The following is a 12,730-nucleotide window of genomic DNA, read 5'->3' as shown; positions in this document are numbered from 1 at the left end:
CCCCCTATTGATGCCCCGGGCGTCTCTGTCTGTAGCCCGTCCCCCGTTTGCGTTATAAAACTTGCGTACTTCAGGGTATCAGTTTCACCCCTAAACTACTCTGCTATGCGCGATATGTTACAAGAACTTCCCGCCGCCTCCGGCAAAATGGTGGTGCAAGCGGGCCGCAAGATCTACTTCATCGACATCGACACGATCAGCTATGTGGAAGCCTGCAACTATTATATCCTCATTCACACCGGCGACAAAACCTTTGTGGTGCGCGAGGCCCTCAAAGATCTGGAGAAAAAACTTTGTCCCCGCACGTTCATCCGCGTGCATCGTTCCATCATTCTCAACATCAACATTTTTAAGTGCATCGAAAAAGCGAAGAACACGCTGATGGTGCGCACCACCATTGGCAAGGATTTTAAAGTGAGCCGATACCGCAACCGCTCCCTGCGCACCAAAATTCTGACGCACTATACCGAACCACTTTCGGCCGTGGCCTGAGCATTCACTCCCTCCCCTGCTGAATTTTCAAAATCGCACGATGCTCATACCATCGTGCGATTTTTAGGTTTGCCCGATCGTTAATCACTCCCCTCAACACACCTCATTCAACCTCCACGCCAACGCCGCCTACAATACTCCAGCCTGACGTCTGCTGCACATAGACAATCATTTCTCCATTTTCCTTTGGCAAGTCGGCGGGCCAGGCCAGTGTGTACGTGCCGTTTTGCATGGGTTTGAGAATTTTCTCCATGGCACGCACCACGTGATAGTGTTTCAAGGTGCGGTCCTTGTTCTCGCCGCGCAACACACGATGCTCCACATATTTTTCGACGATGGCCACATTCAACACCACGCGCTTCGGCTCTTTGCTCAGCGTGTAGGTCAGCTTCACCGAATCTTTTTGCAGCGCGGCATGGGCTTCAAGGGCATAGGTGGCCGGTGTTCGCAACGCCGAGTCCACGGCCATGCGAAACGAAACTGGATTGGAACCTACAAATTCGTGTTTGCCATTCACCACGGCTTCAGGTGTGTACAGCCCTTGCACGTTCAGGAGCTTGCTGTATTTTTTTTGCCGTTCCGTAAACGCTTCCTGACTATAGGGATCTACCCATCCAAGGTGATTCCAGTAGGTGACGTGATAGGCCAGGGCCAGCACGTGTTTTCCTTCTTTCTGCATAATATCTGTCAACTCCTTCAGCATCTCGTCGGCCAGCGGGCAACTGGAACAGCCCTCGGCCGTGAAAAGCTCGACCACGGCCACGGGTGGGGCGGGTTTTGTTGGAACATACCCTTCGGAGAGGGCCAGGAATAAAATCGACAACGCGTAGTGCATAGTTTGATCGGTTAGTCATTTCAAAAAAAACAAAATCATGAACCCCGGCAGGTTCATCCCAAACCTGCGGGGTTCATGTTAATCAGGCGTTTCGTTTGCGCGACATCCTTATTGAAAGATGGAGGTCTTTGTATACAAATCGGGTATCGGGTTTGGTGTGCTGGTGTTGGCGTTGATTTCGTTTTGTGAATAGAGGAACCTTTGCGGAATTCGGTCGCCGGAATTTGGCGGCACACCCACCGCATTGTTGGTTCTGCGTATTTCGTTAAACACTTCAATCTGTCCATAGAGTGACACATACTTTTCTTCCAGTATTTCGCGAAGCAACGCATCCAGGTCCCCTTTGCCATCAGCGTTTTCCAAACCACCCGACGTAAAATCGCCGGCTACAAAATCAGTGTAAGTGCCGGTGGGATATTCGGCGCGCAACAACGCGCGATGTTCATTCAGCACGGCAAGGCCTGCCGCCACACCGTTGAGTCGTGCCGCGCACTCGGCCGCAATGAGTTTGTTTTCGAACGCGCTCATGAGCGGAAAGCTGGCGGCCGTTCCAAAATAGGAAGGTACCTCGTCCGACACGTTGATGTCGTAATCACCGTCGGCCGATTTGCTGTAGAACAGTTTGAAGCGCGTGGTCTCGTTGGTCTTGGTGTTGTTGCGGCTGGTGGCCACCGCGGGGTCGAGCATCAGCGCGAGAAAGGCGTTCTTGGCTGTGAGGTAACCCGACCGCTGGCGTTCGTGAAAATCGAAGTAGATGTTACGGTCCTGGTCGTTGGTGGTGCCGTGTGGCGCCATCAGGTTCGACGCCAGATCGTTCACGCCGGCATTGGCCGACTCCAACGCTTTCGCATAGTTTTTCTGATAGAGATAATATCGTGCCTTCAGGGAGTTCGCCACCTTAATCCACTTCGCAGGAACACCACTGAGCACCACGCCCGGCGCGCCGCCCCCACTAAGAAACTCGCCGTTCAGGTCGCCGACGCCCGAAGAAAGATTGCCAATGGCATCGTCGAGCAACGCGATGAGTTTGGTGAATACCTCCGCCTGTGCATCATACTTCGGATTTGGAAACGACTCATGTTTTATCGCTTCCACATAGGGCACATCTCCCCACACGCCGGCCGCGGTGCCAATCACATGGGCCTCCACAATTTGCCCTACGCCCAGGGAGAGTTTGTTGTTGATGGCCGTGGCTTTCTCCTGCACGATGCGCGCTTGTTTGAAGGTGAACGTATACACATTTCCCCACGGGCTGTCGTAGTCGCCGGCCGTGGTGAGGTAGTTGTAAAGGTTTATGTATTGGCGATCGGAACCTGTGAAGTAGCCGGTCCACAAGCCGGCGGTGCGGGCCATTTCGCCTTCGAGGGTGCTGAGGTATTCCACCTCCATACCCGTCATCACCAGCGACAAGTCGGCATCTACCGGGCGCGTGGGATCTTTTTCGTCCACACCTTCCACAAAGGTTTCACACGCATTCAACGCCAGCGCGCACAGCAGGATCAGAAATATTTTTAAGGTCTTCATATGCATGGTCGTTAGTCTGAATCAATAATTAATTTTTACAGAGAACACATACGACTTCGTGGCCGGGTTGTTAAAGTAGTCCAGCCCGCGGCCGTTGGTGGGGCCCGTCAGGTTTGTTTCGGGATCGTTGCCCTGGAAGGGCGTCCATAAGAAAAGGTTTCGGCCTGTCACGGAGAATTCCACCGAGCTGAGTTTTGTGGCCTTGCGAAAATTGTCGGAGTTCAACGAATAGCCTAATGTGATTTCACGCAGGCGCGTCCATTGCGCGCTTTCAATAAACTGTGATCCCACGGGGCCAAATCCGCTGCCGAGTCCCGTATACCACGCTTCATCCAACACCACCGGCCCGCCGCCAAAGTCTTTCACTTCGCCACGAATGGTGTAGCTGCCGTCGGCATTGGGTGCATAGGCCACACCAAAATCAGACGCGCGTCCATAGCCCGCCACGGTGGTGCCGCTGTAGGTGAAGAGCGTGGAAGCCTGCGCGGCCGTGAGCGTCACCTCATGATCGGTGTCGGCGTGTGTGCCAAAATTCACCATGGCGCCGCGTGTGCCTCCCCAGATTTGTCCGCCATGCGAATGTTCGAAGAGTACGTTCAACGTGAAGCCTTTAAAGCTGAACATGCTGCCCAGACCACCACGCCAATCGGGATTGGGATTGCCAATCACGTTTTCGGTATTGTTGGCCTGCGGAAATCCATGTTCGTCGAGCACCAATTCCCCGGCGGCGTTGCGTTGAAAGTCCACGCCCCAGAGCACACCCACAGGCTGCCCTTCCACGGCACGCGACGATGTGCCGGTAAATCCCTGCAACAACAGTGATGACGTGCCCGAAAGACTTTTCACGTTGTTCCGGATGCGCGACCAGTTGGCATACACATTCCAGCGGAAGCCACCCACCTGCACCACGTCACCACTCAACTCAAGCTCGATGCCTTTGTTCTCCAGCGTGGCCACATTGTCGGTCTTGTTGGTGAAGCCGGTCGACGGTGCCAGGGCCACGGGCAGCAGCACATCTTTCACGGTGTTTGTAAAGTACGTGGCACCCAACGTTACGCGATCGCGCAGAAAACGAAAGTCTCCGCCAAACTCCACTTCAGTTTTCACTTCCGGTTTCAACAGCGAGTTTCCCAGTGTGAAGCTTTGTTCGTAGCCACCGCCATAGGCCGAGGCGTCTACCGTGGTGCTGAAGCTTTCGAGGTAGATGGTGGGGTTGAAATAGGTGGCGGTGTTATACGGCAGCGGTTGTGTGGCCACTTTGCCATAGCCCACACGCAGTTTGCCAAAGCTGAGGAAGTTGCTTTGAATGCCCAGCGTTTTGGTGAACTGCCACGCGACATCGCTCGACGGGTAGAAGTAGGTTGGACTTTGCCCGCGGCCATAGGTGGACGCGCTTTCCGAACGGCCCGTCACGTTAATGAACAGTTGATCGCGCCATCCCAGGTTTGCCGTGGCGTATAGGGCACCCGTACGAACCTGCGTGAATGTGTTGAACGGCACGCGGTTTGAACTGGTGGCGTTGTTGACGTTCACGGGCACATCGCTGGTGATGATGAACGACTGCGTGAGCGCCCCCACGTTGTCGGCCGAACGCTGGTTCAGGTTCATGCCCACCAGCGCGCCGAAGTTGAAGGCGTCGGATAGTTTCCATTCGCCGCGGGCAAACAGGTCGCCGTTGAATTGTGTTTCGCGTGGTGTTTGCAGTTGGATGGAGCCGGCGCTATTGGTGCTAGCAGAGTTCACCGGGAAGAATGCCTGCATGCGGTCGGAGTAGTGATCCACGCCAACGCGAGCCGTGAGGGTGAGCCAGTCGGTGGGCATCACGTCCATTTGCACACTGGCCAGGAAACGGTCCACGGCCGACTTGTCGCGGTTGTTGTTCATGACCCACACGGGGTTGTCGTAGCTCGGGTCGCTGCGACGGCCAATCTGGTTGCGATAGCTGCGCTGGCGACTGGCAAACGCGAGGCCCGTAGCATCGTAGTATGTGCCCTGATAGTAGGCATTGTTAAAGTCGGGTGCCGAACGCACGCCGCCCAGTAGCAGGCCATTCAGATTGGAACCTTGCTGGATGCGGTTGGAAGTGATGTGCGAGTAGTTAAAATTCGAACTCAGCTTGATGATGTCGCGAAACATTTTTTCGGCGCTGAACTTGAACGATGTCCGATGATAGTCGCTGTTGGCTTTCACGATGCCCTTCTGATTCATGTCGCCGATGCTGATGTAGAAGTTACCGCTCTTGTCGCCACCGCTCAGCGAGATGTTGTGATCCCAGAAATGGCCTTTGCCAAAAATGGCGTCGTACTGATCGTAGGTGTCTTTCGAATTTTTTCCACCGTGCACGTTGGTTTCGTCAAATCCGCTTTCGGCAACCGGATAGAATTTTGTGCCGTCGGGCGTTTGAAAATAGCCGATGTAGCCCAGCGAACTTTCGGTGAGCACATCGTCGGCTCCGCCCTTGCGGGTCGATATCTTGTCGCCAAACGAATAGGGGTTTCCGGAGCCTTCGTCGGGGTCGGTCACGTTCGTGTAATAATAGCCCGAGATGCCTTGTCCCCACGTCCGTTGCATCGGGTGCTTGCGCAGAATCTCGTCGGTTGAATAGGAGCCGCTATAGCCCACGTTGATTTTTCCTTTCTCGCTCGAGCCCCGTTTGGTGGTGATCATGATCACGCCGTTGGCCGCACGCGAACCCCACAGCGCACTGGCACTGGCGCCTTTCAACACTTCCACCGATTCCACATCGTTGGGGTTGATGTCGTTGAGACGCGATTGCTGCACCACACCTCCCGTGTCGTTGTTTCCCGGTGCCATCGACATGGTGGTGTTATAGACCGGCACACCGTCTACCACAATGAGCGGCTGCACACTGCTGGTGATGGAACTCTGCCCGCGGATCTGAATGTAGGAGCCCGCACCAGGGTCGCCCGTAGAACGGTTCACATACACGCCAGCCGCTTTGCCCGACAGGCCGTTGATGAGCGTGGCTTCGCCCGAATTTTTCACGGCGCTGCCCGTCACTTTCGACGTGGCAGAGCCGAGGCGATCTTTGCTCACTTCCAGGCCCAGGGCCGTCACCACCACTTCGGTGAGCTGGGTAACATCAGGCGACATGCGCACATCCACAACGGTTCGGCTACCCACTTCCACCTCCTGCGTTTGCAGGCCGATGAAGGTGAAGGAGAGCACACCGCCTTCGTCGGGCACTACAACAGAATAGGCGCCGTCAACATCAGTGGAGCTTCCGGCCGATGTTCCTTTCAAAATAACGTTAACACCGGGCAACGCCGATCCGTCGTCGGCAGACGTGACATGACCGGTGACCGTGTGTTGCTGCGACCAGGCCGTGCAGACGGCGGCGGCCAGGACATACAGGGTGAGTAAAACTTTTTTCATAGGCTGATTTTTTAGATTTATCAAAGTTCACCCCGTCTGACACGGGAAGAAATCACCCAAAAATCACCTCGATGGGGGAGCCTGCACGTTAGGCCCAGCCTCATCCGGCACACAACGCGGTAGTCGCTTAACCTTTGCCGTGAAAAAACAGGCGTGTTTTTTCCGCCGCGCGCTTTGCATACCGTTGCAACATCCGGTCTGTCTTCAAAAAATCAAAAAAAACTTTGCTATCTGTGCCATTGAGCGCGGCAAAGGGCAGACGGCGTTCGGCTGACATCATGAACATGACCATTCACTGCATTTCGGTCCTGGCGATTAGCTTCCGGCTCGGGGGAATTCGTTCTTCGTAGCAGAGATGAAAACAAACTGACCCATGTTACGAAAGAGAATTACACTGATTGACCAAGACGAGAATTTTTGTACGGTGGTTTCTTCCCTGATCAGAGTCTCCGGCAAATATCAGCTGGTGAGTTCGTATAACGATTGCCGCGAAGCCCTTCGAAAAATCAAGGACGATTTTACCGAGATCGTTATTATGGACATCGACTTTGCTGAAATGAAGGGCACGGACTTTATTATGAAGATCCGCGAAAAAATTCCCGGGCTCGAAATCCTCATCACCACCAACTATGAAGACGAAGAAATTGTCTTCTCCACGCTGAGCCACGGCGCCTCGGGCTATTTGCTGAAACGCAACTGCATCGAGCATCTGTTGGAGGCACTCAACACCCTCACCTCCGGCGGTTCGCCTCTGGACCCCATTGTGGCACGACAGCTGGTGCGCTCCATGCACATCAGCGAAATATCGCCTTTGTCTACCCGCGAGTCGATGGTGCTGAAGTTGCTTATTCAGGGAAAAACGTATTCCACCATTGCAACGGAACTTTACATTTCCGGCGAAACGGTGAAGTCGCACCTGAAGAACATCTACAAGAAACTGAATGTGAATTCAAAAGCGGAGGCGGTGAAGAAAGCCATCACCGACCAGTTGGTGACCGGCCACATGGGCTACTTCATGAGTCACTGAAGGTCACGAAAAAGCGCACGCTAAAAAAAACGCAGCGGTGCAGGGAAATGCAAAGGCCGTGTGTGTTCCCTTTGCTTCTCGCGCACCGCTGCGGTTTATTTTTTTTGCTTAAAGATTATTCTTCTTCAGTTCCTTCACGGCAAAGTCAACCGCGCGGGCCGTCAGGGCCATGTAGGTGAGCGAAGGGTTTTGCGTGCTGGTAGACGTCATGCAGGCGCCGTCGGTGACGAACACGTTTTTGCAGGCGTGTAGTTGATTCCATTTGTTCAGCAACGACGTTTTCGGATCATGGCCCATGCGCACGCCGCCCATTTCGTGGATGTCGAGTCCCGGTGCCTGCTTCGAGTCGCGGGTGCGGATGTTGGTGAAGCCTGCTTTGGTGAACATGTCGGTGAGTTGTTCCAGGTAGTCTTTCACCATCTTGTCATCGTTGTCGTCGTAGTCGATGTTCATCTTCAGCAGCGGCATGTCCCACGCATCTTTCTGGTCTTTGCTGAGCGACACCGTGTTGGTTTCTTTGGGAATGGTTTCGCCCATCATGTGCGAGCCCACACCCCAGTTGCCCAGCGACGGGTGAAGCAAGTTGCTCTTCAGGTCTTTGCCCACACCATCCCACGATTGCTCTATGCGCCGGAAGCCGCTGAAGCCTGCCGCATAGCCGCGAAGGAAATCGGTTTCCTGTTTCTCCACATTTCTGAAGCGTGGTATGTAGCAGCCGTTGGGGCGATTGCCATATTTTGTGAAATTCTCAAATCCTTCATACTCACCCGACACTCCCGCGCGATAGTTGTGGAAGGCCACGTATTTTCCCATCAGGCCATTGTCGTTGCCCAGACCGTTGGGGAAACGCGACGACGTGGAGTTTAGCAACAGCAGGTTGGTGTTCAGCGCCGCAGCATTCACGAAGATGACAGGAGCAAAAAATTCAGTCGCGGCTTTTGTCTTGGCATCGATCACCCGCACACCGGTGGCCTTGCCTTTCTTCTCGTCGTAGATGATGGAATGCACCACCGAGTCGGGACGCAGCGTGAGGTTGCCCGTGCGCAATGCCCACGGTATGGTAGACGAGTTGCTGCTGAAGTATCCGCCAAAGGGACATCCGCGTTGACACAGGTCGCGGTGCTGGCATGTGGCCCGGCCCTGCTCAGTATGAATGGGGTTGGCTTTGGTGATGTGTGCCGCGCGACCGATGATGATGTGACGGTCGTTGTATTGTGCGGCTACTTTTTCTTTGAAATGTTTTTCAACACAGGTCATTTCCATCGGCGGCAGAAATTCGCCATCGGGCAATTCTTTGAGGCCGTCGGCATTGCCGGAGATGCCCGCAAATTTTTCTACGTAGCTATACCACGGGGCGAGGTCGGCATAGCGGATGGGCCAGTCCACGGCAAAGCCATCGCGCGCGGGGCCTGTGAAATCGTAGTCGCTCCAGCGTTGCGTCTGGCGCGCCCACAACAGCGACTTGCCGCCTACCTGATAGCCGCGAATCCAGTCGAACGGTTTGTCTTGCACGTAGGGATGTTCATTGTCTTTCACAAAGAAGTGTTGGGCATCTTCGTGAAACGCATAACACTTGCTGGCAATGGGATTGGCCTTGCGCACATCTTCGGTAAGTTGCCCGCGGTGTTCAAACTCGTAGGGCTGCATGCTGGTGGTGGGGTAGTCGATGTTGTGTTTCACATCGCGGCCGCGTTCCAGCACCAGTGTCTTCAATCCTTTTTCGGTGAATTCTTTTGCTGCCCAGCCGCCGCTGATGCCCGACCCGATCACAATGGCATCGAAGGTATTTTCCTTGGTGCCGTCAATATTCATGAAGCTCATCCGATTACAGTTTGTATATCATTCTTGTCTTTAATTTCCACACAGCCGTTGAACCGGCCGGGAATCATGGTGTGCACCAGCACCTCGGTCATGATGTATTTGGATTCGAGAAAACCCTGCACTGTGCGTTCCTTCGCGATGGCGTAGAACTTTGTCAGGTCGGTTTGTGATGCGTTTTCGCCAGCGTTCTTCGTACTTTCTTCAATGCCTTTCAAAAAACCTTCGCGTTCTTCGGGTGTGGCGTCGACAAACGACTTGCCTATTTTTTTGCGGGCTTCTTCGTCGAACTGGGCGAGGCCTGTCACAAAACTTTTTTGTGCATCGGCGTCGTAACAGTCGTCTACCATGCGGAGAACAAAGTTGGGAACTTCAAGCGCCTTGGCGCCGGGGATGTCGGTGGCGGGAATGATCGCTTCCGATACTTCGGCCAGCAAGGCTTCCTGGTCGCCATTGATCACCAGGTTCTTCAAGGCGATGGTGGGTTGTTTCGGTGGCCGCGCACACGCGGGCAACAGCAACACGCCGCCGGTGATGAGGCCCAGTTGTTTGAGGGCAACTCGTCTGTTAATCAGCATATAGGTTCGGGATGTTTTTGATCGTTCATTTGGTCCAAGCCCTTCACCTCAAACATTTGTATTCCGCAAAGGGGCTTAAAGGTAATAAACTTCGGAATTACGGAGATCGCCGAACCGTTTTTTTATGGTGCGCTTCAGGGGAATTTGCATGCCGCCAGTGTGTCCAGCCAATCGTAGATGTCGGCCTTGAGTTGTTTGATTCGCTCCTGGTGTTCAGTGCTTACGATCAGGTTTGTCATTTCACAGAGATCTTCCTGCAAATCATAAAATTCGTTGGTGCCCCAAGCCGTGATAGCGTATCAGGTTCTCTTCTGCGCACGCCTGTTTTTTGAAACGTGGTTCACAAAAGGTTGAGCGACGCTATCGGTCGTTGGTCGTCATCAAACTGCGCTGCATGGCATATACCCGTCGTTGGGTTTGGCGTCGCAGCCAAAATGAAGCCACTGCAATTCTTTTGCAGTGACAGCCCGCACATTTGTAGTCGCCGACGCGATGCATTTTCTCACCGGCGAAAAAAATCGTAACCCCGATCGGCTGATCGTTCATTATGAAAGCAAAAATCCTGAACCCCCTGGCGCGCTTCCACCACAGACGTGTCGTTTTCGGCGCACTTGTGCTTGGCGCGATCCTGCTTCATGCCTGCGGCGGCAACCGCGACGAGACGCCACCTGCCCTTTCCCCCACCATTACCACACTCGATCCGAACACCGGGCTTGGCGGAACCGAAGTGAAGATCGGCGGCAGCGGCTTTGGCTCCAACATCACTAACATCGCCGTGATGTTCAATGGAAAAAACGCCACCGTGAAAAGCGTTAGCGAAACGCTTATTGTAGCCGTTGTGCCAGACGGCGCCGGTGAAGGAAACGTGACCGTGTCCGTGCATGGCACAACCACTACTGGTCCCGTGTTTCACTATCGCGATCGTCTTGCCATCGCATCGGCAAAACCGTTGCAGGGCGCAACGGGCACTATGGTTACGCTGGTGGGCAAGGGCTTCAGCGACAAGTCATCCGAAAATCTGGTGTTCTTCAATAATAAAAATGCCGTCGTGAAAAGCGTGAAGAAAGACACGCTCATCGCAGAGGTTCCCTTCCAAGCCGGCGACGGTCCCATCAGCGTAAAGGTAGGCGCACAACTGGTGTCAGGTCCTCCGTTTGATTTCATCGATCCCACGGGTCTCACCATCACCGACGTGACGCCGCTCACCGGCGTGCCGGGCCAGGACGTTGTCATTACCGGCACCGAATTCAGTGCCATAGCTTCCGAAAATATCGTGAAGTTCAACGGCACGCTGGCCGTGGTGAAAGCCGCTTCGGCAACCGGGCTCATTGTCATTGTGCCGGCTTCGGCCACGTCGGGGTCCATCACCATCGAGGTGGGCAGTCAGAAAATAACCGGACCCGTTTTCAACATTCCCGTCATCACCAGCCTGAGTGCCACCAGCGGTTCGCCGGGTTCTTTGCTGTACCTCTATGGTTCGGGCTTCAGCCCGGCGACAGGCGACAACAGCGTTTTCTTCAACGGGGTGCTGGCCACCGTCATCACAGCATCGACCACGGTGTTGCAGGTGATTGTTCCTTTGAATGCCAGCACGGGCGCCGTGACTTTGCGCATCGGCAATGTGGTGGTGAATGGGCCAGTGTTCACGGTGCTGGCGTCGGCCATCACGTCCATCAATCCGGAGCGCGGTTTTCCGGAGATCGATGTTACCATCTCCGGCCAATCGTTCGACCCGCTGATGTCGGTTGTTAAATTTAATGGCCAGGCGGCCACGATCAAAAACATCACACCAACGCAGATCATTGCAACGGTACCGATATCCGCCACAACCGGCCCCGTCACCGTCGAGAGCGGCGGGCGGGTGTTGAGTGGGCCGGTGTTCACGGTGATCCAGTCGGCCATGACGTCCATTTCGCCGACGCGTGGAATCGTTGGGCAGGAAGTGGTCATTACGGGCACCGATTTCAACACCGATCTTTCGATGGCCATTCTGAAATTTAACGGCGTGCCGGCCGAGATCAAGAGCATCAGTGAAACCCGGATTGTCGCCATCGTGCCACCGGGTGCCACCACCGGCAACATCTCGCTTGAATATGGCCGGCGCATTCTCTATGGCCCCGTGTTCATCGTGTCGTCTGTTACAGTCACAACGGTCTGGACATCTGATGTCAATACCAGGTTATCCAATCCGTCGGGCCTGGCGTTCGATGGTGAGGGCAATCTGTATGTAGTGGACGAAGCGACGCATGTGGTAAACGTGGTCGACCCCGCGGGCACGATGCGGCGGTTTGCCGGCACGGGAAATGCCGGTTTTGCGAATGGCCCGCTGGCTTCGGCAACCTTCTTCAGTCCCATCACCATGGTGTTCGGAACACGTGGTGAACGCTACGTCACAGACGCACATAACAACGCCATTCGTGTCATTGAAAACGAAACCGTTTCTACGCTGGCCGGAGGAAGTGTCGGAAAAAATGACGGCTCGGGCAGCCATGCCCAGTTTAACGCACCTGCAACACTAACCTATTCGGCAGATGGAAATATATATGTAACCGATTTCTTAAATGGCCTGATCCGGAAAGTCACCCCGTCGGGAGAAGTAACAACTTTCATGGGTAGCAATGGGTCGGGTGTTGTGTTGCAATCGCCCTATGGCATCGCCTCCGATGCCGCCGGCAATCTCTACGTAGGCGACAATGCGCAAAACAGGATTGTTAAGATCACACCGGCCGGCATTGCCACCGCACTGGCGTCGGTGCCTGGTCCGCTGTCGCTCGCGGTTAGTCGCTCGGGCTATGTTTATGTGATCAGTGATGATTCAAAGGTCTATGCCATTTCTCCGAATGGAACCCGGACCATCGTGACCGATGTGTTCTACAACCCGATTGGTTTGACGCTCGACGCAAACGATGATCTCTACGTATCCGATGCCGGCACATCGACTATACATAAAATCATGATACGGTAATATCGCTCACAAACACTCCCGGGCACGACATCAAAATCGTTAAGGATTTTTTAAGTCACACCTTCGGCAGGCGGGTGTATTAAAAAGATTTAACA

8 protein-coding genes are annotated in these 12,730 nt (G+C 54.3%); 3 read left to right on the top strand and 5 right to left on the bottom strand.

What is annotated here, in order from left to right:
• Positions 1–105 precede the first annotated feature (105 nt).
• Positions 106–492 (top strand): LytTR family DNA-binding domain-containing protein, encoded by a 387-nt coding sequence (locus tag JI741_RS06390; protein WP_202008217.1) that lies wholly within the window; start codon positions 106–108, stop codon positions 490–492.
• A gap of 103 nt (positions 493–595) precedes the next feature.
• On the opposite strand, the gene JI741_RS06385 is transcribed toward JI741_RS06390, so the two are convergent.
• From JI741_RS06385 to JI741_RS06375, 3 genes are all read right to left on the bottom strand, one after another.
• Positions 596–1,327, bottom strand: a complete 732-nt coding sequence (locus tag JI741_RS06385) for a DUF1223 domain-containing protein (protein WP_202008216.1) — start codon at positions 1,325–1,327, stop codon at positions 596–598.
• Between the two features lie 108 nt (positions 1,328–1,435).
• The gene (locus JI741_RS06380) at positions 1,436–2,851 is read right to left on the bottom strand and encodes a SusD/RagB family nutrient-binding outer membrane lipoprotein (protein ID WP_202008215.1); all 1,416 of its coding nucleotides are present in this window, start codon (positions 2,849–2,851) and stop codon (positions 1,436–1,438) included.
• 21 nt (positions 2,852–2,872) lie between these two features.
• On the bottom strand, positions 2,873–6,247 hold the full coding sequence (locus JI741_RS06375) for a SusC/RagA family TonB-linked outer membrane protein (RefSeq protein ID WP_202008214.1): 3,375 nt from the start codon (positions 6,245–6,247) through the stop codon (positions 2,873–2,875).
• Positions 6,248–6,620: 373 nt separating this feature from the next.
• Between JI741_RS06375 and JI741_RS06370 the strand changes: the two genes are divergently transcribed.
• Entirely contained in the window at positions 6,621–7,274 is a 654-nt protein-coding gene (locus JI741_RS06370) for a LuxR C-terminal-related transcriptional regulator (protein ID WP_202008213.1), read from the top strand.
• A gap of 108 nt (positions 7,275–7,382) precedes the next feature.
• On the opposite strand, the gene JI741_RS06365 is transcribed toward JI741_RS06370, so the two are convergent.
• Positions 7,383–9,095 carry a GMC oxidoreductase gene (locus tag JI741_RS06365; protein WP_202008212.1) on the bottom strand — a complete coding sequence of 571 codons (1,713 nt, stop codon included), beginning with the start codon at positions 9,093–9,095 and terminating at the stop codon, positions 7,383–7,385.
• Entirely contained in the window at positions 9,092–9,670 is a 579-nt protein-coding gene (locus tag JI741_RS06360) for a gluconate 2-dehydrogenase subunit 3 family protein (RefSeq protein WP_202008211.1), read from the bottom strand. The genes JI741_RS06365 and JI741_RS06360 overlap by 4 nt, the downstream gene beginning before the upstream one ends.
• A gap of 547 nt (positions 9,671–10,217) precedes the next feature.
• On the opposite strand from JI741_RS06360, the gene JI741_RS06355 reads away from it, so the two are divergent.
• Complete coding sequence (locus JI741_RS06355; RefSeq protein WP_202008210.1) at positions 10,218–12,635, top strand: IPT/TIG domain-containing protein; 2,418 nt, start codon at positions 10,218–10,220, stop codon at positions 12,633–12,635.
• The last annotated feature ends 95 nt before the right edge of the window (positions 12,636–12,730 follow it).

This window comes from Chryseolinea lacunae, from assembly GCF_016735595.1.
Lineage (GTDB): Bacteria > Bacteroidota > Bacteroidia > Cytophagales > Cyclobacteriaceae > Chryseolinea > Chryseolinea lacunae.
Note: the sequence above shows the minus strand (reverse complement) of the source record. Positions and strands in the feature narration are given on the sequence as shown.

Bases quoted from the DNA above. Each gene is read 5' to 3' on its own strand.
- JI741_RS06390 (WP_202008217.1), top strand. From the start codon at position 106: ATGCGCGATATGTTACAAGAACTTCCCGCCGCCTCCGGCAAAATGGTG.
- JI741_RS06385 (WP_202008216.1), bottom strand. From the start codon at position 1,327: ATGCACTACGCGTTGTCGATTTTATTCCTGGCCCTCTCCGAAGGGTAT.
- JI741_RS06380 (WP_202008215.1), bottom strand. From the start codon at position 2,851: ATGAAGACCTTAAAAATATTTCTGATCCTGCTGTGCGCGCTGGCGTTG.
- JI741_RS06375 (WP_202008214.1), bottom strand. From the start codon at position 6,247: ATGAAAAAAGTTTTACTCACCCTGTATGTCCTGGCCGCCGCCGTCTGC.
- JI741_RS06370 (WP_202008213.1), top strand. From the start codon at position 6,621: ATGTTACGAAAGAGAATTACACTGATTGACCAAGACGAGAATTTTTGT.
- JI741_RS06365 (WP_202008212.1), bottom strand. From the start codon at position 9,095: ATGAGCTTCATGAATATTGACGGCACCAAGGAAAATACCTTCGATGCC.
- JI741_RS06360 (WP_202008211.1), bottom strand. From the start codon at position 9,670: ATGCTGATTAACAGACGAGTTGCCCTCAAACAACTGGGCCTCATCACC.
- JI741_RS06355 (WP_202008210.1), top strand. From the start codon at position 10,218: ATGAAAGCAAAAATCCTGAACCCCCTGGCGCGCTTCCACCACAGACGT.